The sequence below is a fragment of the Faecalicoccus acidiformans genome (assembly GCF_014202635.1).
GTDB classification, from domain to species: domain Bacteria; phylum Bacillota_I; class Bacilli_A; order Erysipelotrichales; family Erysipelotrichaceae; genus Faecalicoccus; species Faecalicoccus acidiformans.
Window position 1 is genome coordinate 156,895 of record NZ_JACHHD010000001.1, and the last position, 24,207, is coordinate 181,101.

The window sequence follows — 24,207 nt, forward strand, 5'->3', positions numbered from 1 at the left end:
TCCATGTAGAGTTCCTTTACACTTAAGATTATGCACTCCATCGTGCGCTGCCGTACTCAATGCCCTTGCGATATTTCTTTGTATTCTTGCTCTTGGCATACACCGCCAGCCGAACAATGACCGCCCCGGCGATGCCCGCCAGCAGGTCCAGCGGATGCAGACTTGGCAGCCCAGAAGAAAACGCCTCCGTAAAGCCCTGGCTCAAATGCAGGAACTTTTCAGAGGCGTCAAGGCCGGGCGCAAGGCGCACCGCCTGGCAGAGCTTGTCAAAGAGATACACGAACAGCAGATACGGGAGGTTGGGGATCAGCTTTTTCTTCCAGTCAACCGTCATAATTCCACACCCCGGTCTTTGGTCTTGACCTTCTCCCGCTGGCGGTGCTGGGCTTTGGACTGCTGTTTCGCCTGCTCCAGCTCCTTGCGGATGGAGGGCTTTTTCTCTTTCTCCAGGTTCTTTGCGGAGAACTCCCGAAAGGCTGCCGTGATAACGTCGGCATCCCGGCCCTTGAAGAACACCAGGTAGCGGGGTATATCGCCGCTGGTGTCCTTTTTCAGCGCGAAGTCAATGCCGTACTTCTTGGCGGTGACGGAAAAGGCCCGGATGTTCTGGTCGGTGATCTCGATGTTTGAAACGCCGGTGTTGTGCTTCATAAGCTGCCGGAGGGTCTGCTTGCCGTGGTGCAGCTTGGTCTTGTGGCCGGTCACGCCCTTCTGCATCTCGTCCAGCACTTTTTTCATGGCCTGTTGCAGCATCCCGGCGGAGAGCTTGGTGGCCTCCACACAGAGAGTAACGGTGCGCTGGGTGACTTCTTCCTGCACGAGTGATTACCTCCTTTCTCCGCTGCCGTACAGGTCGTGGTTCACCAGGGACGCATAGTAGCTGTCAATGGTGGCCGGGGCGTTATACAGGGCAGCCAGCAGATATTTCTTGATGTTGCGGACATAGGTGGTGTTGTCCCGCATCCGGTCCAGCACATACTCGATGTGGGAACTGTTCAGCTTCAGGAAGCGGGATTTGACCACCTCCGCCGGATAGTCGTCCCCGGCAATGCGGATTGTTTCCCTGCGGGAACAGACGGTATCCACCATGAGCTCCACCAACTCATTCAGCATATCCCGATCCAGCCGGTCATCCCGGCATAGATAGTCATACTCGATATTCTCTAAAATCAGTTCCCGATAGTTCTCTCGCTCTCGCATCCAGTCCCGTCCGGTCCGGCTGACCCCCGTGGGGGTTTGGGGGCTTGATTGGATAGGATTTGATTCTTCCGTACTTGATGAATCAGTATTTGATATTTGTTTACTTGATCCTTTAGTATTTAATTGTGCGGGGTTTTCCTGTTCAGGTTTTCCCAAGACAGGAGAATCCAAGACTGGTTTTACCTGAACTGGATTTTCCCGTTCAGGTTTTCCCGGTTTAGGTTCCGGCGGTCTGGGCTGCTCCAAAATCGTGTACTCGATGCTGCCGAGCCGCCCGTTGGCGTTACGGACTCTTTCACGGATAATGTATCCCGCATCCTCCAGCTCCCGGACCGTAGCACAAATGCTGTCCACTCCATCCCGGCATATTCGGGCAAGGCCTTTGGTGGTGTAGTCCCAATCCTCCGGCAAGGACAGCATGAGGGACAGCAGCCCCTTCGCTTTCAGCGACAGCGCCGTGTTCCGCAGATGATGGTTTGCCATCACCGTGTAGTCACGGGTTTTCTCAATGCGAAATACCGCCATAATCTCACCTCCCTCCGGCGGTCTGGAAAAGTGTTCGTTTTCGGAAAAAATTCAATTCTGTGCCCATTTACTTTTCCATGTGGGAAAACCTATGGACACTTGATTTGCATTTCCTACATGAAGAAATACCTTCGATTTCTCACCCCTTTCAATACAGTTTTCCGTGTACTTGATGGAAAGTAAAAAACGCCATAGGATTTCCTATGGCGTTTGGGACAGGAAAAGGGTGCTGATATTTCACATCAGCACCCTTTATCCTGCCAGTATTAAAATTTTTGACTTCACATCGTGTTCCTTGCCTCTGAAAACATTGATTTTACTGGACTATCTCATGTTTTCTTATTAGGAGGCGGGGAATCGGGTTTCTTTTTTATTGGGTAGAGCGGAAGAGCATATCATTGTAGTCTGGCAATGGCCAGAAATCTTTAGGAATATTCTTTTCGATCGTATCTGTCAATGAACGGATTGCTTCCATTAAAGGCAAGATCTTATCAGCAGCAAAAACAGCTTTCTCTTTTTCGTTTTCCGGATTGCTCTCTAAGAGTTCTTCCAGATTTTCTAAATGTTTGGATACAAGTTCTAATGGATCGTTGATGTTGAATAAGATCTGTTCTTCTAACGGAGAATCGATACCGCTTGTTTTCTTTGTTTGGATGATCGTCGCCAATTTGGCTTCGTATTCAAAGACTGCCGGGAGAATCTGTTTTCTCAACATATAAGCCATTGTCTTGGCTTCAATCACGATGACTTGATAATAGTTTTCTAACAGGATATTCTCGCGAGCATGCAGTTCACTGGCTGAATACACTTTATGTTTTTCAAACAGAGCCAAGTTTTTCGGGTCCGTATAATGAGGAAGTGCATCAGCCGTTGTTTTGAGCTCCATCAAGCCTCGTTTTTGTGCTTCTAAACGCCATTCTTCGCTATATCCGTTACCAGAGAAGATGATGCGTTTATGATCTTTAAGCGTACGACGAATCAAATCGATGATTTTTTTTGTCAGGTCTTCAGCTGCATAGTTTTCTAGCTCATCCGCAAACTGTGTCAATTCTTCGGCAACGATCGTGTTTAAAATCGTGTTGGGACAAGAGATGTTTAATGCAGATCCTAACATACGAAATTCAAATTTGTTTCCAGTAAACGCAAACGGACTTGTCCGGTTTCGATCGGTTGAGTCTTTGGCAATCGTCGGTAAAGCGCTGACTCCCAACTCTAATTTTTTGTTGGCGCTGTCAATATATTCTTTTTCTTCTTCGATGGCTTCTAAGATTGCGGTTAATTCTTCTCCTAGATAGATCGAGATGATTGCCGGCGGTGCTTCGTTGGCCCCTAAACGATGATCGTTTCCGGCAGATGCAACAGAAATACGCAATAGATCTTGGTAATCATCCACACCTTTGATAATGGCAGCCAAGATGGTCAAAAAACGGATATTATCTTTTGGATTATCGCCTGGTTCTAAAAGATTTTCACCTTGATCGGTCGTGAAGGACCAGTTGTTGTGTTTCCCGGATCCGTTGATGCCTTCGAACGGTTTTTCATGTAGCAGACAAACAAATCCATGATGCGCAGCTACACGTTTCAGGACATCCATCGTGATTTGGTTCTGGTCATTGGCAATGTTGGCGCTGGAGAAAACGGGAGCCAGCTCAAACTGGCAAGGAGCAACTTCTTTATGTTCTGTTTTGGCATAAACCCCCAATTTCCACAGTTCTTCATCGACCTCTTCCATATATGCTTTGACGCGTTCGTCGATGTTTCCAAAATAATGATCATCCAGTTCTTGCCCTTTCACCGGCGGAGCCCCGAACAAAGTTCGGCCGGTTGCCAGAAGATCAATCCGGTCTTTGAACATTTTCTCATCGATCAAAAAATATTCTTGTTCCGGGCCAACCGTGATTGTGATCTTCTGCACATCATAACCCATTATGTTTAAAAGACGAACAGCGGCTTTGTCCAATGCATCGATACTGCGCAATAATGGTGTTTTTTTATCTAAAGCTGAGCCGTCATAGCTACAAAACAGCGTTGGTATATAAAGTGTCTTTTCTTTGACAAAAGCGAAACTGGTCGGATCCCAAGCCGTATAGCCACGGGCTTCGAATGTTGCTCTCAAACCACCGCTTGGGAAACTAGAGGCATCGGGTTCACCTTTGATCAACTCTTTTCCTCTAAAATCACTGATCACGGCATTCGGCCCAGTGGGGTTGATGAAGGCATCGTGTTTTTCAGCCGTGATGCCTGTCATAGGCTGAAACCAATGGGTATAGTGAGTAGCCCCTTTATCCATGGCCCAATCCTTCATAGCATTTGCGACGGTATCGGCAATCTCCTTTGGCAGCTCTTTACCATGTTCCATAACGGCGATCATCTGCTTATAGATCGCATGCGGGAGATATCGCTGCATGGCGGCAGGACCAAATACATCACATCCAAAATATTCGTCTACAATTTTCATATGTTGCTTCCTCCATTACGGATATTCTATCAATATTTCAAATGGATTGAAACAAAAAATCCATCCTTTGTGATTTCACGGATCTGTTTTGTATAAGTAATCTGTCGATTCTGTATAGTTCTTGTTTGATTCGATTGGAAATGGTTTTCTTGAGTTCAGTCTCGAATTGACGTAGAATAAAAACAAGTAGGTGAACGCATGAATAAAAACACACGCGACTGGGAGGCAATGATCAAGCATTTGATCTTGTTTACAGCTGTCCTTGTTTTGATTATTTTTAATTTTAATGTGATATTAGCTTTTTTAGGGAAGGTTCTTGCGATATGCAATCCTTTCATATTTGGAGCCGGGCTGGCCTTTATCTTTAATATTGTAGCTAACGCTATTATTAAATACGGGGGTAAATGGCTTCATTTTAAAGAATCAACAGGTACGCGCGCTATTGCGAATATCTTGGCTATTGTATTTGTCTTCTCCATCATCTTCGGATTCATCTTTTTATTGAGTCCGCAGCTGTTGTCATCTCTACAAAGTATAGTGGAACAAGCACCAGGGGCTATCGATCAGTTTTATAAGTGGCTTTTAGAAACCACCGAAACCTTTCCTTCCATTCACGAACCTTTGGTGAATATGCGATCTTCTTTTACAGATCTTTCCAATCTATCTTCGATGGTGCCGGATGTTTTGAGCTGGATCTTTTCGGGAGGAGCCAACAGTTTATTTGATTCGATCTATTCGGCTTTAACGACAACGATCTCTGTCGTTGCGACATCCTGTATTGCCGTGATGTTTTCTTTTATCTTATTGTTCAACAAGAAAACTTTTGTCCGTCAGCTCAAAGCCTTGTTGAAGGCATATCTTTCTACGCCTCAGTATAAGAAGACGATGCACGTTTGTCATATCATCAAGAAGACTTTTACCAGCTATATTGCCGGGACAAGCTGTGAATGCTTGATTTTAGGATCTTTAGTTTTCCTTGGGTGTACGATCTTCAAAATTCCTTATGCGGTTTTAACGGGTTTGATTGTCGCGATCGGCGCTTTTGTGCCGATGTTCGGGGCATTGGTCAGCGCTATCTTGGCGGCCTTGTTCATATCGGTAGAAGATCCCATGAGCGCTGTCTACTTTATAATAATGTTTATCTGCATACAGCAGATAGAAGGTAATTTTATTTATCCAAATGTCGTCGGACGAAGCGTAGGCTTGCCGCCTATGTATGTGATCGTAGCGGTTACTTTAGGAGGTTCTTTGGCGGGAATCATTGGAATGATCGTTTTTATTCCGGTTTGTTCTTGTATCTATCAATTGATCCGCGAAGATGTCTGGAAGCGAAACCGCAAAAAGGAAAACCAAGTACAAGACGTTTAGGGTGTGCCTAGACGTTTTTTTTCAGAGTGTTTTAGAGTACAATGGAACATGTCAGGGGGAATCGAATTGAATCGAACCGCATTAACGATTCGCATGTTGATGATCTTAAAGGCACGAGCGATTCAGGAACCGATTTCAACAGAGAAGCTAGCGGCTCTTCTTGAGACGAATCCTCGCAACATCCGTGAATATCGTAAAGAATTAGAAACAGCTGGATTTACAATCGAGCATAAAAAAGGACCTTACGGCGGATATTTATTGGAGAAGAGCGCTTTGTTTCCTGTTCCTAAATTGACTCGTTATGAAACATTGGCATTAAAAGAAGCATCTGCTTTTATTCATCAACATAAAGAGTTTACGCACTATGAGGATTTTCATCGAGCCATGGATAAGATCCTGGGCCAAGTTTGTGAACCGGATAATCGGGGGATAACTTATATTGAGAGTCCCTTTACTTCTTTTGACCAACAAGTCGAACAATGGATCGATCAGGTGCGGGAAGCCATTCAGCTTCGCCTGTGTATTCAGATCCAATATCAAGGTTCTAAGGATCCCAAACCGCAAAAGATCTTAGTTGATCCTTATGATATCGTACATTATCGAAAAGCGTATTATCTGATCGGCTTTTCCCATAGCCGAAAAGATTATCGAATCTATCGTTTTAGTTCGCAGCGCCTTTTTGATCTGCAGATCACATCTCAATCATTTCTTTGGGATACATCTTATCAGCTGCATCAGGTCATTTCACGCTTTGGCTTGATTCGTTCCGATGTTCAAAAAGTGATTGTATGGGTCGATCCTGCCATTCAATCTCGTTTTGAAGAATTTGGCAGCTGGGGTCATGAAGTAACGAAGATTGACGAGCAAAAATATGGTTTTTTATGTTTTGACCGATATGAACTATATCGGCAGATCTTTTCGTTTGACGGTTTGGTCAAGATCTTGGAACCGCAAGATTTTGTCAAGGAGTTTCAAGGAAAGATCAATCAATGGAAAGAATTTGGTGAATAAAAAAATGATGACACATGTCTCCGATTTATTACATATGCAACGGTGCCCTAAACTGGCATGGAATTACTATCATAAAAAGCAAACCCCGCTTCATTACTTTCATATGATCGAGCCCTATTCCAGCCTCTGGAAACGCTATTTGAAGATTGAAGAAGCTCCCCATGGAGAAGTGGGTGATACCAATGAGGCGACTCTTCAGAAAATGAAAGGGGCCCCTGTTTATTTGCATGCACGGTTTTCCTATCGGGAATGTCGTACACAGATCCCTATCCTGATCAAGAAGCCAAATGGATATCATGCCATATATCCGTATTTGAATAGTACGGTACATGAGAGTGAAGCACTGCGTTTTAAACTCAATCAAATGATCGCAAAACAGTGTGGAATCAACATTGTTTCTCATGAAGTCATCCTTATACAAAAGGATTATGTTCGCCAAGAATCATTAGATCTGGATTCGTTGTTTTTTCGAAGCGATTGTTTTTTTAATCGCCGCAATCATCCTTCCAAACCGATTCAGGAAGTGCTTGATGCGCTGAATCCGGATCTGGAAACCATGATTCAAGATGCGAATGTCCTTTTTGAACAAGAAGCGATAACGATGCAGCGAAATAAACAATGCACTGCTGGGCGGCGATGTACATTTTACGAAGATTGTTTTGATGATAGCTTGCTTCCGGACGATTCTTCCTTGTTCTTGACAACTTCTCAGTATAAATTGGAAGTATTTCAAAAGGGAATTGAGCACATACAAGATATGGATCTTTCCATGATCGAAGGTTCAAGACTGCAATATGCTCAAGTTATGGCAAGCCGATATGGTTCGTTTATGGATCGATGTGCTTTACAGACGTGGTTTCAACAGATTCAATATCCGATCAGTTATCTTGATTTTGAATGGGACACTTTTGGGATTCCGCCTTATCCGGGGATGAAACCCTTTGATGTTTTATGTTTTCAATATAGTCTGCATATTGAGGATCGTGATCAAATGCTGGATCATCGCGATTTTTTTGGAGTACAAGATTGTCGGGAAGCCTTCATTCGGTCGCTGATCGATAATTTACCAAAGTCTGGTTCGATCTTGGTCTATAATATGGAAGGGGCAGAAAAACTGCGCCTGCTTCAGTTAGCACAACAATTTCCGCAATACCAGAAAGCTTTAGTTTCTATTTGTGATCGGATGGTCGATCTTTCGAAACCGTTTGAAACGGGCGTCTATTATGAGAATCGTATGCGAGGTCATTATTCCTTGAAGAATATCTTACCTCTTTTTACCGATGAGGTATCTTATCAGCAGCTCGCGATTCATAATGGAATCAATGCGGTCATGGCTTATCGGACATTTGATCTTGCCGACAAGAGTGAACAAAGAAAGATTTCTCAAGACATTCGAAATTATTGCCGTATGGATACCTATGCGGAATATATCGTGTATCATGGTTTGTTAAAGAAACTCAAGGAGGAATAGCGATGCCAAATATCATCACCCACACACTTTTTGCGGACGAATTTCTACAAGAGGCTTCTCCTTCATTGAAGGAGTGGCTAGATCCTCGCAAACAACTGGTTGAAATTGGTTCCAATGGACCGGATTTCTTGTTTTTTCATGGCTTGTCGCCTTCGCGTCTTCTTCAAAAAAGCGAATTAGGACGTTTGGGAAATACGGTTCATGCGACAAAAACATCTGAGTTTTATCAAAAAGCATTGGAGTGCATTCAAAAAGAAAAGGATCAAACGATCCAAACGGATATGAAAGCTTATGTTCTTGGTCATCTGCTGCATTGGTGTTTGGATTCCACGGCTCATCCATATGTTTATTATCGGACGGGACATGGACAATCCATCAACAGCTGGTGGCATCATCGCTTTGAATCGCTGATCGATGCCATTCTTTTAAAAGTCAAACGGGAACAAACGATTCAAGAGTATCGGGCATATACTATTACTATGGCTACGTTAGAACAGGTTCGAGCTATCGCGCGAGTTTATGTTCCTATCGCAAAGGATGTCTATGACGTGAAGATTCGTCCTTATCAAATCAAAGAAAGCTTGGAAGACTGGACCTTTGTGGAAAAGCTCTTTTACGATGCATCCGGCAAAAAATTTGAAACCAGTTTTCGGATAGAAAGATTGTTTGGCTTAGAAAGTATGATCTCTGGTTTTTTTGTTCCTAATACACCAGAAGATCCTTTTGATACGATGAATCTGCTGCATAATGAATGGATTCATCCTTGTGATGATTCGATACGAAGCACAGAAAGCTTTTTTGATCTTTATGAAAAAGCCATGGACAAGGCTTTTCATGTCATTGGTTTATTCTTAGATGCTGTAGAGCATCCAGAAAGAGAAGAGGATTTTTTATCTTATATCGTAAATAAAGACTATAACACGGGATTGGATGAGAATCGAAAGATGCGTTTCTTTGATCCGGTCTTTGAATAATGAAAATTTTTTCAGTAACTAAATGTGAAAATAAATATTGATTATGTTATAATTTAGCGCGGGTGAGGAAGACGATGTATAAAATTGAGAAAAAAGAAAACTTGAATCCGACAGTGACCCGAATGGTCGTTCAAGCGCCGTTTGTGGCCAAACGGGCGAAGGCCGGACAGTTTATTATTTTACGTGTACGTGAACAAGGAGAAAGGATCCCTTTGACGATTGCCGACAGCGATCCTGAAAAAGGAACGGTCACGATCATCTTTCAGGTGGTCGGACAGACGACGATGTTGTTGAATGAAATGAAAGAAGGAGATCTTCTCCAGGATTTTGTGGGTCCGCTGGGCAAACCCAGTGCGATCGACGGCAATAAGAAAGTTTGTGTGATCGGCGGCGGCGTCGGCTGTGCGATCGCCTATCCCACCGCAAAGGCTTTCCATGAGGCCGGAGCGGATGTCACGACGATCGTTGGTTTTCGAAACAAGGATCTCGTGATCCTGGAAAAGGAATTCACCGATGTCAGCGATGCTTATTATCTGATGAGCGATGACGGCTCCGTCGGTGAAAAGGGACTGGTCACGAACAAATTGGAAGACCTGATCCTAAACGGCGAGAAATTTGATGAAGTGATCGCGATCGGACCGGTCATCATGATGAAGTTCGTCTCTTTGACGACGAAAAAATATGAGATCCCGACCACGGTCTCGATGAATCCCATCATGATCGACGGGACCGGCATGTGTGGCGGATGCCGCCTGAAAGTCGGAAACGAGATCAAGTTTGCCTGTGTGGATGGACCGGACTTTGATGGACATCTGGTGGATTTTGATGAAGCCATGTCTAGGAATATGGCCTATAAAGATTTTGAGACACATAAACGAGAAGAGACGTGCAATCTTCTGACGAAGGAGGTGCAGTAAGATGCCGAATATGAGCCCGAAGAAAATGCCGATGCCGGTGCAGGATCCTCAGGTGCGGATCACGAATTTTGAGGAAGTGGCCCTGGGCTATACGCGGGAGATGGCGATCGAAGAGGCCGACCGGTGTCTGCACTGCAAGCACCAGCCCTGTGTCAGCGGTTGTCCGGTCAATGTGCGCATCCCGGATTTCATAGAAAAAGTCAAGACGGGAGAATTCGAAGAAGCTTACCGGATCATCTCTTTGACAAGCACACTGCCGGCGATCTGCGGGCGTGTCTGTCCACAGGAGAGCCAGTGTGAGAAAGAATGTGTTCGCGGGATCAAAACAGAACCGGTTGCGATCGGGCGTCTGGAACGGTTCGTGGCGGATTATCATCGGGAACATAACGATGCTCCCTTTGAAAAGCCGGCAGGCAACGGTCATAAAGTGGCCGTCGTAGGAGCCGGGCCGGCCGGATTGACCTGTGCCAGCGATCTGGCGAAGGCCGGATATGAGGTCACGATCTTCGAAGCGCTGCATGTAGCGGGAGGGGTCTTGATGTACGGGATCCCGGAATTCCGTTTGCCCAAAGAGATCGTTCAAAAAGAGATCGGTCATTTAAAAGAGATGGGAGTCAAGATCGTAACGAATTTTGTCGTGGGACGAAGCGATTCCATCGATTCCATCATGGAACAGGGCTATGAAGCGGTGTTTATCGGTTCGGGGGCCGGTTTGCCGAACTTTATGGGTCTGCCGGGAGAAAACTGTAAAGGGGTCTATTCAGCCAACGAGTTTTTGACACGGATCAATTTGATGAAGGCATATAGAGAAGAGAGCGATACACCGGTCCAACATCCCAAAAGATGCGTGGTTGTCGGCGGCGGTAACGTGGCCATGGATGCCGCACGATGTGCCAGACGACTGGGGGCAGAGGTCCATATCGTGTATCGCCGGAGCATGGAAGAACTTCCGGCACGAAAAGAAGAGGTCGAGCATGCACAGGAAGAAGGGATCGTTTTCGATCTGTTATGCAATCCGGTGAAGGTGATAGGAAACGAAGAAGGATGGTGTACGCAGATCGAATGCATCCGAATGGAACTGGGAGAACCGGATGCCAGCGGAAGAAGACGTCCGGTACCGATCGAGGGATCGAATTTTACGATCGATATCGACTGTATGATCATGGCGATCGGGACCAGTCCGAATCCTCTGATCCGACATACGACGGAAGGTTTGGAGGTCAACCGGAAAGGATGTTTTATCTGCGATGAAGAAGGAATGACATCACGAGAGAATATCTATGCCGGCGGGGATGCCGTGAGCGGAGCGGCCACTGTCATCAATGCGATGGGGGCCGGAAAAAAGGCGGCGGCTGCCATTGATCGCAAACTTCGTTAATTCTGAAAATTTTACATTTTTGAAAAATTTACAAATGAAAGGGTTTACATTCAGCTCTTTCAGGTGTATATTGAAAACGGATAAAGTTGAAACCGGGCTCAGTTTCAACAACTCACATACTTACATCCTTCCTTATTGTGTGTGAGGAGTATTTATTCATATCGATTCCTTTCGATACTTGATAGAAAGCACTCTTGGGAGTGCTTTTTATCATTTTGGAACTATATGTATGAGATAGACAGGATAAAGGACAAAACAGAAACTTGAGTATTTTGTCTGATAATGAGTTTTTAGATGCAGTTCTTATTATTTTCAGCAGACAAGATCTTGACTTATGGTTGAAGAGTGTCAGGACCATCCGTTTTTTAGTTGATGCTTATAGGATGGTTCTTGACATTGTCGATATTTATCTTAGAATGATTAAGGAAAATAAAGGAGAGATATTATGATCAGCTCAAATGATTTAAAACCAGGACAAACAATTAACGTGGATGGTGATATTTATACTGTTTTAGATATTTCACAGAATAAAACAGCACGCAGTGCGATGGTGGTCAAAGCTAAGGTTCGCAATCTTCGTACGGGAAGCAACGTGGAACTTTCTTGGGGCGGAGGAGAAAAGGTTGAACCTGCTAATATTGAAAAAAGAGAAATGCAGTATCTGTACGACACAGAAGATTCTTTGGTGTTTATGGATAATGAAACATTTGAACAAGTAGAGATCCCTTCGGATCGTCTGGAATGGGAAAAGAAATTCTTAAAAGCCAATGATAATGTTTCTATTTCTTCTTATGAAGGAGAGATTTTAGGGGTTATTCTTCCCGATAAAGCGGTTTTGAAAGTGGTAGAATGCGAAGCGGCTGTTAAAGGGGATACGGCGACCAGCGCCAGCAAGAATGCGATTCTAGAAACAGGCTTGGAAGTGAAAGTTCCTTTATTCATCAACCAGGATGAAATGATCGTGGTAAATACTAACGATGGAAAATATTCTGGACGTGCAAAATAGAAGTCGATCGACTTCTTTTTTTTGTCTTTTTTTTGTTGTATAATAAGTATCGTCTATTTCTGTCGATTTTTGATGGTTAAAAGAAAGAAAAAGGAGAAGAGAAATGAATACTCACGATTTTAATGAAGTTGTCAATCATATGAAGACTTCCGGTTTTGTTTATCAAGGATCGGAGATTTACGGAGGCTTGGCCAATACATGGGATTTTGGACCACTGGGTGTCGAATTAAAACAGAATATCAAAAACGCATGGTGGAAACGCTTTATTCAAGAAGATCCGAATAATGTAGGTATTCAAAGCGCGATATTAATGAATCCGAATGTTTGGGTTGCCAGCGGTCATGTTGGGGGCTTTAGCGATCCATTGATGGATTGTAAAGAATGTAAGTCGCGTTTTCGTGCTGATCAGCTGATTGAAGATGCGACCCATCATGAAGTGAGCCCTAATGGATGGACCAATGAAGAAATGGAAGAATTCATTTCAAAACATGAGATCGCTTGTCCTAAATGTGGAGCGAAGAATTTCACTCCCATCCGTCAGTTTAATTTGATGTTTAAGACTTTTCAAGGTGTGTTAGAAGATGCGAAAAGCACCATCTATCTTCGCCCTGAAACAGCACAAGGTATCTTTGTTAATTTTAAGAACGTACAAAGAACGATGCGAAAAAAACTTCCTTTCGGCATTGGCCAAGTAGGAAAGAGTTTTCGCAATGAAATCACACCGGGAAACTTTATTTTCCGTACGCGTGAGTTTGAGCAAATGGAATTAGAATTTTTCTGTAAGCCGGGAACGGATTTAGAATGGTTTGATTTTTACTGTAAAGCCTGTGTACAGTTCTTGAAAGATCTAGGTCTTTCTGAAGACAATATCCGTTTACGTGAACATGCCAAAGAAGAGTTGGCTCATTATTCCAATGGGACGAGTGATATCGAATACAATTTTGCGGATCCTATCGGATGGGGTGAACTTTGGGGAATTGCCGACCGTACGGATTTTGACTTAAAAGCGCATCAGACAACCAGCAAACAATCTTTGGAATATTTTGATCCTGAAACGAACGAGAAATATATCCCTTATGTTATTGAACCAAGTGTGGGTGTCGAACGTTTATTGCTTGCGTTAATGTGTGAGGCTTATTCAGTCGAGGAATTGGAAAGAGATTCTCGTGTAGTTCTAAAGCTGCATCCTGCTTTGGCTCCGTACAAAGTAGCGGTACTGCCTTTATCGAAAAAGCTTTCCGATCAAGCTATGAATGTGTTTGAAGACTTGTCAAAATCTTTTGCTTGTACTTTTGATGAGAATCAAAATATCGGTAAGCGTTATCGACGTCAGGATGCGATCGGAACACCTTATTGTGTAACCATCGATTTTGATACAGAACAAGATGGTTGTGTTACAGTACGTGATCGCGATTCTATGGAACAGGAACGTATTGCGATTTCTGATCTTAAACAATATATTGAAGACAAAATTCAGTTTTAGTAGGTGGTAATTTGAGTTGGATCCGTGAAGAAGATATGCGGGCGATTCGCCAACAAGCGGATATCGTGGATGTGATGAGTCATTATCTTTCTTTGAACAAAAAAGGAAAAAATTATGTGGCGGTCTGTCCTTTTCATGATGATCATGACCCCTCTTTATCTATTTCTACCGATAAGCAGATCTTTAAGTGTTTTGTTTGTGGTACCGGCGGAGATGTTTTTGGATTCGTCCAGAAAATAGAGAATATTTCTTTTCCAGAAGCGGTCGTCAAGGTGGCGGAAATGATTGGCTATCCTCTTCATGTGGATCTTTCAATCGAACAAAAGGTCCCGGAAGAGCAACCGTATTTTGATGTATTAGAATCGTATATTCGCTTTTGTGCTTATGAACTGCAAAGCGAAGAGGGTCTGGTCTGTCAGGAATACCTTCAAAAAAGACAGATCAACGAAGATATTCGCAATCGGTTTCAGATAGGATATGCACCTGCTTCAGAGAGATCTTTAAATTTCTTTCGTGCGAAACGATATTCAGAAGATTATCTGAAAGACACCGGGCTGATCCAGGAGGGAATGTATGGAATCACGGCTTCTTTTCATGACCGGTTGATGATCCCAATTCATGATGACCAAGGACATCCGGTTGGATTTACGGCTCGCCGCCTTCTCGAAGAAGAAGCGAGTCCTAAATATATCAATACTTCTTCGACCAGGATTTATGAAAAAGGCAATTTGATCTTTAATTACCATCGGGCAAAAAATTTTGCGCGAAAAAACAACCGTGTTATTTTAGTCGAAGGGGCTATGGATGTCCTCGCTTTTGAAAAAGCGGATATCCATGAAAGCATTGCCTGTTTAGGAACGGCATGTACCAAGGCACAGCTGTTATTGATCAAGGCTTTGCGGGTGCCGGTCATAGTTTGTTATGATGGTGATCGGGCCGGGCAGGAAGCCACCTATAAGTTTTCTAAACTAGCGCTGGAATATAACTTGGATATTCAAATCGTAAAAGCATTCTCGAATCAGGATCCGGATGAGATTTTCATGGCCAGCGGCCAAAGAGGGTTACTGGATATGATTCGTAAAACGCAGTCATTGGCTGAGTTTTATCTGGACTATCTTTCGAGACTTTATGATCTGGATAACTATGAAGATAAGAAACGATTTGCATCCGAGATGCAGAATTGTATTCAAAAAACATGTAATGAATTTGAAAGAAACACATATTTTACCAAGATCCGGGCGATGACGGGTTTTGATTTGGATATCAAACAAGACGCTCCCAAAGCGGGTCCAAAAAAACGAATTCAGACTGCGGCAATCTATGTCGAACAGCCTAAGCAGGGACGTTCGCAGGCGGAAAGAGCTTGCTTGAATATGATCTTATTGAGCAAGGACGCAGCTATGCGTTTCAAAGAAGAAATCGGCTTCTTTAAAGAAGATCTATGCAATCGGTTATCGTATTATTGTTACGATCTATATCGTAAAAAGAATCGCTTTGATTTTGATGAATTGATTGCCATGATCGATGAAGAAGATCTGCAAAATTTCTTGATTTCGATAAGGCAAGATCCTTATCGGATGAAACATTTTGATGAGCGTTTCTTTACAGATAGTATGGATAAGATCAAAGAATGCACTTTGCAGGATCAAATCGACCAGCTCAATCGCCAGATTTTAGAGACCCCGGAGGGGCAGACGAAAATCGATTTGGCTATGAAGAAAAAAGAATTGATTATTCAAAAAAACAATCTTCGTCGAAAGGATGGATAGCATGACAGATTCACAAGCAAAAAATACATTAAAAAAATTTAAGACATTGGAAGATGCTCAGAATTATCTTTTGTCGCAGAAAGATTCTGGATTGGGCATCTCTCAGAACCAATTTTTAGATTCGATTACGGATCTGGGGTTGGACGATGATCAAGTAGATGAATTGTTTTCCTGGTGCGATGATAACGATATCGCATTTCAAGATGAAGACCTTGAAGATGATTTTGATTTAGAGTCTACGGATGATGATGACCTGGACTCTGATATCGATGAAACCGGTGATGAAGAAAGTTCCATTGAGGATGAGATCAGCCATTTGGAGCAGTCTTTTGCGAATTCATCTCATGCCAAGATCAACGATCCGGTAAAGATGTACTTAAAAGAAATAGGACAGATCCCTCTTTTGGACCCGAAAGAAGAGCCGATCATTGCCAAACGCATCCAGGAGGGGGATGAAGAAGCAAAACAACAGCTGATCTCCAGCAACCTTCGTCTGGTTGTCTCGATTGCCAAGAAATATGTAGGGCGCGGAATGTTGTTTTTAGATTTGATCCAGGAAGGTAACTGCGGTTTGATCAAGGCTGTTGAGAAATTTGATTACACTAAGGGTTTTAAATTTTCGACCTATGCCACTTGGTGGATTCGTCAGTCGATTACTCGAGCCATTGCTGATCAGGCGCGGACGATTCGAATTCCTGTTCATATGGTAGAAACGATCAATAAGTTGACCCGAATCCAACGCCAGCTGGTTCAGGATCTTGGCCGTGATCCGCTTCCGGAAGAAATTGCGGAAAAAATGGAGAACGTATCCGCAGATAAAGTTCGCGAGATTCAAAAAATCGCATTGGATCCAGTAAGTTTGGAAACCCCTATCGGAGAAGAAGATGATTCTCATCTAGGCGACTTCATAGAAGATAAAGAAACGCTTTCGCCGGATGATTACACAAATAACCAGCTTTTAAAAGATGAAATCAATAACGTACTGCAAGGATTGACCGAAAGGGAGGAAAAAGTTCTTCGTCTTCGGTTTGGTTTAATGGATGGCCGTACCCGGACTTTGGAAGAAGTGGGAAAAGAATTCAATGTGACGCGAGAAAGAATTCGTCAGATCGAGGCTAAGGCTTTGCGCAAATTGAAACATCCGAATCGTTCCAAACGATTGAAGGACTTTGTGAAATCATAGTGAGTGTCTCAAAAAGATTGGAAACGATCGTTTCTTTTGTACAGGGAAGAGTGCTGGCAGATATCGGATGTGATCATGCTTATGTGGTGGTTCAAAGTCTTCTAGAAAACCGTGTTCAAAAAGCTTATGCCTGCGACGTGTCTCAAGGGCCGTTACAACGGGCAAGAGCTAATATTGAAATATCTGGTTGTTCAGATAAAGTTCAATGTCTTTTGATGAATGGCTTGGATCAGCTTCCTTTTGATGTGGATGTAATCGTGATTGCTGGCATGGGCGGCCTATTGATCAGAGAGATCTTGATCCAAGGCCTTCACAACATACATCCGGGTACTCACTTGGTTCTTTCTCCGCATAAGGATGGAAAAGCTTTAAGGGAGTATTTGAGCCAAAATGGTTTTGTGATCCTTCAGGAAAAGATCGTTGAAGATGGACATTTTTATCCGGTCCTCAATGTTCTCTATGATGGTATCTCCAAACAAGATCTGAGCTTACAGGAAAGGGATTTTGGAGTACGTGTGATCGTCGATTCTGATTATCGGAATTACTTGCATCACGAAAAAGGAAAGTGGCAAAAGATTTTAAATCGTTTACCCGATTCGCAAAAAGAAGATGTACTTGAAAAAATCAAGAACATCGAAAAAATGATCAATGATCTTTAAAAAGACTGGAGTTCCAGTCTTTTTTCAAATCTATAGGATATGTTTGATGTCAATGGGCTCGACTTCGACTGAGTTTGAAGAAACAAATCGACAAATTTGATCGGTTAAATAAGTCGGCGTACTGGCACCGCTGGTGATCGCAAGATGTTGACAAGAGCGAATTTTCTCTTGATCGATTTCAGTCACATCGGCGACGCAAGCCACATATGGAATGTTTGCCTTTTTTCCGATTGCAGCCAATTTTTGAGTATTATTGCTGGTGGGGTCCCCTACAACGATCAGCCCATCGACATTTTGATTTTTTAAATCAAGAATCGCTTGTTGCCGTACACGTGTAGCGTTACAGATTTCATCATGGATCACGGCATGAGGGTATCGGTCTTTGATTGCTTGAAAGATCGACTCCAATTCTAAGATCGACATTGTAGTTTGGTTCGTTACGAAGATCTCTCCTTCGATATGAGAAGGAATATCTTGTTCAGATTCGATCAGAATGACATGATCGCTGCTGGAATAAATGGCTTCCGCTTCGGGATGTCCTTTTTTACCCACATAGAATACCCAAGCGTTTTGTATTAAATGATCTCGAACGATTTTTTGAGTCTGCGAAACAAAAGGACATGTCGCATCCACAATTTGTAATCCTTTTTGCTTTGCTTTTTTATAGACTTGCGGGCTGACGCCATGGGCAGTAAAGATGACGATTCCTTCCTGGAGTTCATCCAGAAGCTGCAGACGGGATCGATTGGGATCCTCGATCGTTTTTAAATCATATAAGGCTAACGCTTTTTTGACATAAGAGTTATGAACGAGGTTCCCTAAAATCGTGATCGGTGTATCCGGATTATCAATACGAGATTTTTTTGCTAAAGCAATTGCCTGCAGAACACCGCCACAGTATCCTTGGGGTTGTACACGGGTAATTTTTCTTTTCATGCACATATTATATCGATGTCTATTTGTTTTGAAAACTGAATTATGTTATTATTGACTGGCTTTAGAGGGGTGATGACAATGACGCAAAAGAATATTGTTCAACAAATCATGGAATTTGAGCATTTTAAAACATTGACTCCAATTCAGGAAAAGGTTGTCTTTCGCAAGAATAAAACAAGGGATTTGATTGGGATCTCAAGTACCGGTTCAGGAAAAAGTCATGCTTTTTTTATGGCCATCTTTGAGATGATCGATCCGAATCTGGAACAAGTTCAAGCGGTTATCAGCACTCCTACTCGAGAGCTGGCTTATCAGCTTTATGAACGTTGCCGGGCATTGGGGGAACATTTTGGCATTACGGTCAAAAGATATACCGGGGGTACAGAGCGGAAGACTTCCGGGAAACAGCCGCAGATCGTGATTGGAACCCCGGGACGTATGAAAGATCTCTTTATTGATCAAAATTCGCTTCGCCTGGATACTGCGAAAATCTTTATTGTCGATGAAGCCGATATGACTTTAGAATTTGGCTTTTTGGAAGACATTGATCTGATATTGTCCAAGATGAATCGCAAGATCCAGCTTATGGTCTTCTCGGCAACCATTCCGGAAGCTTTGCAGCCGTTTTTAAAAAAGTATCTGTTTGATCCTTTCATGATTTCAATTCGTGATAGTGAAGCGTTCCAAAGCGATATTGAGCATGTCCTTGTGCCATGCAAGCATTTGTCTTATGCAGAAAAACTACAGAAAGTCTTGCCTGCGATCAATCCTTATGTTTGCTTAATTTTTGCCAACACCAATCAGGAAGCCGCTTCCATTGCAGGAGAACTTCGTCAAGCCGGGTATCCGCTTGTGGAATTACATGGCGATTTAGAATCTCGTCAACGAACACAGGCCATTAAGAAGATTCAATCTCAAAGCGTTCCTTATATCGTTGCCAGTGATATTGCCAGCCGTGGTATTGACCTGGAAGGTGTAACGCATGTAATCTCGTGCGGTTTTCCTAAAGATTTAAAGTTTTATATTCATCGTGCCGGTCGAACCGGACGCGCACAGCGTGACGGACTTTGTATCGCCCTTTATCAAGAGAAGGATCAAAAAGCGATTCAGTCCTTGATGAATCAAGGAATCACTTTTTCACATCGGGATGTCCGCCAGGGAAATTGGATTTGCTTGAAACCTTTTGGTTACAAGCGCAAGCGTTCTCAAGATCCGCTGGCCAAAGAAATCGAAAAAATTGTTTCGAAAAAATCAAAAAAAGTCAAACCAAATTATAAAAAGAAACAGCGAGAAGAAATCGAGAAGCTGAAACGAAAACGAAAAAGAGAAATTATTCAAAAGGATATTCAACGGCAGAAGAAAGAAAGAGCAAAAGAAAGACAACGACAAAAGAGGAATTCCCAATGATCTATTTAGGAAGTCATGTATCTTTTAAAGCTCCGCATTATCTTTTTGGAAGCATTCAGGAATCTCTCAGTTATGGTGCGAATGCATGTATGATTTACACAGGGGCTCCTTCTAACACAAAACGGGTCTCTGCTGACAAATTTCAAATCGAAAAAGCATCAAATCTGATGAAACAAACAGGGTTTGATGCCGGCCGGATCATCGTTCATGCACCATATTTGATCAATCTTGCGAATACTGTTCAACCCGATCTTTTTGATTTTGGTGTTCGTTTCCTGCAAAGCGAAGTACAACGCACTGCCCGATTGGGGGCTTCGACTTTAGTCTTGCATCCCGGATGTCATTTGAAAGCGGGTCTAGCAGCCGGTATCGATCAGATTGTCAAAGGCCTGAATCTAGTATTGGATGCGGATTCTTCATCTGTTCGTATTGCGCTTGAAACAATGGCTGGCAAGGGAACGGAGATTGGGTTTGATCTCGAACAGCTTCAAATGATTTTAGAGCGGGTCCATCGACCGGATCGAATCGGATTTTGTTTAGATACTTGTCATTTGCACGATGCTGGTTATGACTTGCAAGATACAGAAGGCTTATTAGAAACCATTGATTCCCAATTGGGTTTAAAGCGCATCCTGGTCATCCATGTCAATGACTCAAAAAATATTCGGGGCTCGCATAAAGATCGTCATGCGAATATCGGAAAAGGCTGCATCGGTCTAGCCCCTTTAGCCAGAATTGTTCATCATCTTGCTTTACAAGAAATCACAAAGATCTTAGAAACCCCATATATAGAAAAGCGACCCCCTTATAAAGAAGAGATCGCTTTGTTGCGAAAGAGTGCTTGATGCACTCATTTTTTTTAGAAAGCTTCGATTTCTTTTTTTAATCGTGTCACCATCTGGCTTTGCGGTATTTTTTCAATGATCTTTCCGCGTTTGATCAACAGACCTTCGTTTTTGCCTCCGGCAATGGCGATATCGGCATGTTTTGCTTCACCGGGACCATTGACAGCACACCCCATAATCGCAATTGTGATATTTTTGTTTATTTTTTGAAGATACTGTTCTATTTCATTTACGACGGGTTCCATATCCCACTGTGTACGACCGCAAGTTGGGCAGGCAATCAAATTAGGAACTTGATCGATCAGACGACAAGATTTCAACAAATCTTTAACAATCGGAATCTCTTTTTGAGGACTGCCGTTAACGCTGATCCGAATCGTGTTTCCAATTCCTTCCAATAAGAGGGGGCCTAGGGCTAATGAGCTTTTTATGGCGCTTGTCATTGTCGTCCCTGCTTCGGTAACTCCCAGATGCAATGGATAATCAAAAGTTTGTGCCGCGAGGCGATAGACATCCAGGCATAGAAGAGGATCGCTGGATTTGAAAGAGAGAACGATATCTTTAAAATCTAATTCTTCCAGAATGGCAACATGACGTTTGGCGCTTTCAATCATTCCTTCAGCTGTTGGTTTTCCGTATTTTTCGTGAATATCCTTTTCCAAAGAACCGCTGTTGATACCAATGCGGATCGGAACGTGTTTTTCTTTACAGGCATTAACGACTTTTATTACATTTTCTTTGGATCCGATGTTTCCTGGATTTAGACGGATCTTATCAGCGCCTGCCTCGATACAGGCTAAGGCCAGCCGATAATCAAAATGAATGTCGGCAACAAGAGGAATATGGATTGCTTTTTGAATCTCTTTGATCGCAAGAGCATCGTTTTGATCCATACAACTCACGCGGATGATCTCACAACCCATTTCTTCCAATTCTAATATCTGTTCTATCACTTTTTCGGTTTTTTCTGTTTTGATGTTGCACATGGACTGAATATAAACATGATCATTATGCCCCATACTTACATTTTTTATGGTAACGGCTCGTGTTTCTGTGCGTTTCATGGTTATCATCTCCTGCACTTTAGTATACAAAATGCGAGGGGACAAGAACAAGTGACAAAAATATGAAAGTGTGATTAAATAAGGTCCATAAGGGGGAACGTATGGCAAAGTTTTTTCGAAATATAAAAAAACGAATCTTTATTTTCTTTACCAAGGGCGATTCGAAACCGACCGATCGTATTATCTCAAGGCGTATTTTAGGATTTGCCAGTATCGTTACCATTTTTTTTCTTGTGATCTTTGTCCGTTTGATTTATATTCAAGTGTTTTCAAATGATCGCTATACCACATTGACAAACGATTATACAAGTGTGACCCAGTATATCAGCGCTCCGCGGGGGCAGATTTTTGATCGTAATGGAAAAGTCCTGGCAAAAACTGTAGTTAGTCATAATATTGTCTATACATCACCCAATAATATGACTACGGAAGATTATCTGTTATATGCCAACCGTATCGTTTCTGTTTTTGATGTCAGTACAGAGGATTTCTCAAACACTGATCTCATCCAGGCGTATATTACATATACTTCTTTTTTAGATGAAGATGATCCCCAATACCAATGTCGTCATCTCTATAAGGACTCTGAGTGGGAAAGTCTTCAAAATGGAACCATGAGCACATCCCGGCAGACACAGATCTTATATGACCGAATCACAGAAGATGAGATCGAAGAAATGTCCGATGACGAGATAAAACTTTATGTTATCTACAATCGAATGACGACTTCAAATAGTTCTTCTTTGGAAAATGTAGTTTTGGAAGATATCAGCGATGACGATGTAGCCTATTTAGTGGAGCATAAAACAGAGTTTCCTGGTTTTGATGTTGATTTTGGCGGATGGAAACGAGAGTATCCATATGGAGAGACCTTGTCGGATGTAATTGGTTCAGTGACGACCAGCACGGAAGGTTTGCCGATAGATTATGTGGACTATTACCTGCAAAAAGGTTTTCAGTATAACTCTCCGGTTGGCGAATCAGGCCTGGAATTTTATTATAATGACTATTTGGCTGGTGTCAGCGAAGAATCTGTCATCACATACGATTCGAATGGATTAGCTCATAAAGAAGTTACACGTTCTGCTCAAAAAGGATATGATTTATATCTGACGATCGATATTGATTTACAGGAAAGCTTAGACGAGACATTGTCTTCCGTCTTGAAAGAGCATGGGGGAACCGAAGGACGTGATGAGTTTAAGAGCCTCTTTACGTGCATGATGGATCCTAATTCCGGAGATGTGCTGGCAATGTCTGGATACACAATGGATCTGGATACGAAAGATTTGACGTATTTTGCCTCAGGAAACTATGTTTCTTTGGTAAACCCTGGTTCCTGCATCAAAGGGGCTACACTTTATATGGGGCAAACGGAAGGGGTTGTATCCATCGGTGAGGTCATCAACGACGGAGTCATGAACATCGATGGGGAAGAATTCTCCTCTTATGAGAGCTATGGGCCTGTCAATGATATTCAAGCTTTAGCTGTATCCAGTAATGTTTATATGTTCAATATTGCGATTCGCTTAGGCGGAGCCACCTATGTGGAAGGTGAAAGTTTAAATATTTCCGATGTTGGAGGCACTCTTGATCTGATGCGCAGTTATTATTCGCGTTTTGGTCTGGGAAATAAAACAGGGATTGATGTGCCTGGTGAAGTAGAAGGTTATATGGGATATGGAAATCTGCCGGGAATTACTTTGAACTATTCAATCGGTCAGCTGGATATGTATACTCCTCTGCAGCTTCTTCAATATGTCTCCGTGATCGCAACTGGCGGCTCTATGTACCAAATTCATCTTATGGGGCATGTCAATGAAAGCGGCTCTGAGAATGTAGTGGAAACCCAAGGAGCAGTTTTAAAGAGTACATTATCCAATACCGAATCTCTTTCTCGGATTCAGGAAGGTTTCCGCGCCTGTGTTACGGAAGGAAACTGTGGTACGGAGATCCAGGCGCGAGTAGAAGGAGTCGCGGCCAAAACCGGCACGGCCGAAGTTGGAGAATATACGACGGCCAATTATGTTGGTTATGCGCCTTATGATAATCCTACAGTTTCCTTTGCTTGTTCGGCACCAACCAGTGCGGACAATGCACATGATTTGAAGGGTAATGCTTGTACAAATTATGTCATGCCGGAGGTCTTAGATGCTTATTTTGAGCTTTATCCGGCCAGTGAATAATCTTCTTGCCTACGAATCCTGAATATGATACAATCCATACGTAAATTTGTAAGGAGGACGGACCATGAGAGATCGTATTACATTTAAATGCTCTGTTTGTGGAGAAGAAAACTACATCGGAACTCGAAATAAAAAGAAACATCCTGAACGTATGACAGTAAAAAAATATTGTCCGAAATGTAACCAGAAAACAGAACATAAGGAGAAGAAATAAAAAAAGACCGGTTAACGGTCTTTTTTATCAGCATCACTTGTCAAGCATCTTGTCTCTTTGATCTTTTATGTCGACAGATATTTAATCAAAACCAGCGTTCCATTTTAAGATGGTTGTCAGACCCGGTACAGACAAGAGATGCTCATCTGTATC

21 protein-coding genes are annotated in these 24,207 nt (G+C 42.7%); 15 read left to right on the plus strand and 6 right to left on the minus strand.

Features of this window, described 5'->3' with window-relative positions; translation table 11 throughout:
* Positions 1–28: 28 nt before the first annotated feature.
* The 4 genes from HNQ43_RS00800 to HNQ43_RS00815 all read right to left on the minus strand — a co-directional run bounded on the left by HNQ43_RS00800 (position 29) and on the right by HNQ43_RS00815 (position 4,183).
* Positions 29–334, minus strand: coding sequence for a conjugal transfer protein TraG (locus tag HNQ43_RS00800; protein WP_183373827.1), 306 nt, complete (start codon positions 332–334; stop codon positions 29–31).
* On the minus strand, positions 331–819 hold the full coding sequence (locus HNQ43_RS00805) for a PcfB family protein (protein ID WP_118412974.1): 489 nt from the start codon (positions 817–819) through the stop codon (positions 331–333). Before HNQ43_RS00805 ends, HNQ43_RS00800 begins: the two co-directional genes overlap by 4 nt.
* Before the next feature lie 6 nt (positions 820–825).
* Positions 826–1,725: a DUF6017 domain-containing protein gene (locus HNQ43_RS00810; RefSeq protein ID WP_118412973.1), complete on the minus strand. Its 900-nt coding sequence runs from the start codon at positions 1,723–1,725 to the stop codon at positions 826–828.
* Positions 1,726–2,095: 370 nt separating this feature from the next.
* On the minus strand, positions 2,096–4,183 hold the full coding sequence (locus HNQ43_RS00815) for a glutamine synthetase III family protein (RefSeq protein WP_183373829.1): 2,088 nt from the start codon (positions 4,181–4,183) through the stop codon (positions 2,096–2,098).
* Positions 4,184–4,381: 198 nt separating this feature from the next.
* Between HNQ43_RS00815 and HNQ43_RS00820 the strand changes: the two genes are divergently transcribed.
* The 11 genes from HNQ43_RS00820 to HNQ43_RS00870 all read left to right on the plus strand — a co-directional run bounded on the left by HNQ43_RS00820 (position 4,382) and on the right by HNQ43_RS00870 (position 17,402).
* Entirely contained in the window at positions 4,382–5,551 is a 1,170-nt protein-coding gene (locus HNQ43_RS00820; RefSeq protein ID WP_183373831.1) for an AI-2E family transporter, read from the plus strand.
* 66 nt (positions 5,552–5,617) lie between these two features.
* Positions 5,618–6,562, plus strand: coding sequence for a helix-turn-helix transcriptional regulator (locus HNQ43_RS00825; protein WP_183373833.1), 945 nt, complete (start codon positions 5,618–5,620; stop codon positions 6,560–6,562).
* Positions 6,563–6,566: 4 nt separating this feature from the next.
* On the plus strand, positions 6,567–8,033 hold the full coding sequence (locus HNQ43_RS00830; RefSeq protein ID WP_244956999.1) for a DUF2779 domain-containing protein: 1,467 nt from the start codon (positions 6,567–6,569) through the stop codon (positions 8,031–8,033).
* A 2-nt stretch (positions 8,034–8,035) separates the two neighbouring features.
* Positions 8,036–9,007, plus strand: coding sequence for a zinc dependent phospholipase C family protein (locus HNQ43_RS00835; protein WP_183373835.1), 972 nt, complete (start codon positions 8,036–8,038; stop codon positions 9,005–9,007).
* A 74-nt stretch (positions 9,008–9,081) separates the two neighbouring features.
* Positions 9,082–9,924, plus strand: a complete 843-nt coding sequence (locus HNQ43_RS00840; RefSeq protein ID WP_183373837.1) for a sulfide/dihydroorotate dehydrogenase-like FAD/NAD-binding protein — start codon at positions 9,082–9,084, stop codon at positions 9,922–9,924.
* A 1-nt stretch (position 9,925) separates the two neighbouring features.
* Positions 9,926–11,302, plus strand: coding sequence for an NADPH-dependent glutamate synthase (gene gltA / locus HNQ43_RS00845; RefSeq protein WP_183373839.1), 1,377 nt, complete (start codon positions 9,926–9,928; stop codon positions 11,300–11,302).
* A 445-nt stretch (positions 11,303–11,747) separates the two neighbouring features.
* Complete coding sequence (gene efp / locus HNQ43_RS00850) at positions 11,748–12,308, plus strand: elongation factor P (protein ID WP_183373841.1); 561 nt, start codon at positions 11,748–11,750, stop codon at positions 12,306–12,308.
* Between the two features lie 103 nt (positions 12,309–12,411).
* Positions 12,412–13,791 carry a glycine--tRNA ligase gene (locus HNQ43_RS00855; protein WP_183373843.1) on the plus strand — a complete coding sequence of 460 codons (1,380 nt, stop codon included), beginning with the start codon at positions 12,412–12,414 and terminating at the stop codon, positions 13,789–13,791.
* Between the two features lie 11 nt (positions 13,792–13,802).
* A complete protein-coding gene (gene dnaG, locus HNQ43_RS00860; protein ID WP_183373845.1) occupies positions 13,803–15,560 on the plus strand; it encodes a DNA primase in 1,758 nt (585 codons plus the stop codon).
* A 1-nt stretch (position 15,561) separates the two neighbouring features.
* Entirely contained in the window at positions 15,562–16,743 is a 1,182-nt protein-coding gene (gene rpoD / locus HNQ43_RS00865; RefSeq protein WP_183373847.1) for an RNA polymerase sigma factor RpoD, read from the plus strand.
* On the plus strand, positions 16,743–17,402 hold the full coding sequence (locus HNQ43_RS00870) for a tRNA (adenine(22)-N(1))-methyltransferase (protein WP_183373849.1): 660 nt from the start codon (positions 16,743–16,745) through the stop codon (positions 17,400–17,402). The genes rpoD and HNQ43_RS00870 overlap by 1 nt, the downstream gene beginning before the upstream one ends.
* A gap of 30 nt (positions 17,403–17,432) precedes the next feature.
* On the opposite strand, the gene ispH is transcribed toward HNQ43_RS00870, so the two are convergent.
* A complete protein-coding gene (gene ispH / locus HNQ43_RS00875) occupies positions 17,433–18,338 on the minus strand; it encodes a 4-hydroxy-3-methylbut-2-enyl diphosphate reductase (protein WP_183373851.1) in 906 nt (301 codons plus the stop codon).
* A 42-nt stretch (positions 18,339–18,380) separates the two neighbouring features.
* Here ispH and HNQ43_RS00880 point away from each other — a divergent pair, with 42 nt between their 5' ends.
* The gene (locus HNQ43_RS00880; RefSeq protein ID WP_244957000.1) at positions 18,381–19,745 is read left to right on the plus strand and encodes a DEAD/DEAH box helicase; all 1,365 of its coding nucleotides are present in this window, start codon (positions 18,381–18,383) and stop codon (positions 19,743–19,745) included.
* Positions 19,742–20,590, plus strand: coding sequence for a deoxyribonuclease IV (locus HNQ43_RS00885; RefSeq protein ID WP_221247956.1), 849 nt, complete (start codon positions 19,742–19,744; stop codon positions 20,588–20,590). The genes HNQ43_RS00880 and HNQ43_RS00885 overlap by 4 nt, the downstream gene beginning before the upstream one ends.
* A 14-nt stretch (positions 20,591–20,604) precedes the next feature.
* Here the strand turns inward: HNQ43_RS00885 and ispG are convergent, their stop codons facing one another.
* Positions 20,605–21,663: a flavodoxin-dependent (E)-4-hydroxy-3-methylbut-2-enyl-diphosphate synthase gene (ispG, locus tag HNQ43_RS00890; RefSeq protein WP_183373853.1), complete on the minus strand. Its 1,059-nt coding sequence runs from the start codon at positions 21,661–21,663 to the stop codon at positions 20,605–20,607.
* 92 nt (positions 21,664–21,755) lie between these two features.
* Here ispG and HNQ43_RS00895 point away from each other — a divergent pair, with 92 nt between their 5' ends.
* Both HNQ43_RS00895 and rpmG read left to right on the plus strand, forming a co-directional pair.
* Positions 21,756–23,840, plus strand: a complete 2,085-nt coding sequence (locus HNQ43_RS00895; RefSeq protein ID WP_183373855.1) for a peptidoglycan D,D-transpeptidase FtsI family protein — start codon at positions 21,756–21,758, stop codon at positions 23,838–23,840.
* A gap of 64 nt (positions 23,841–23,904) precedes the next feature.
* Positions 23,905–24,054 carry a 50S ribosomal protein L33 gene (gene rpmG / locus HNQ43_RS00900; protein WP_183373857.1) on the plus strand — a complete coding sequence of 50 codons (150 nt, stop codon included), beginning with the start codon at positions 23,905–23,907 and terminating at the stop codon, positions 24,052–24,054.
* Positions 24,055–24,207 lie beyond the last annotated feature (153 nt).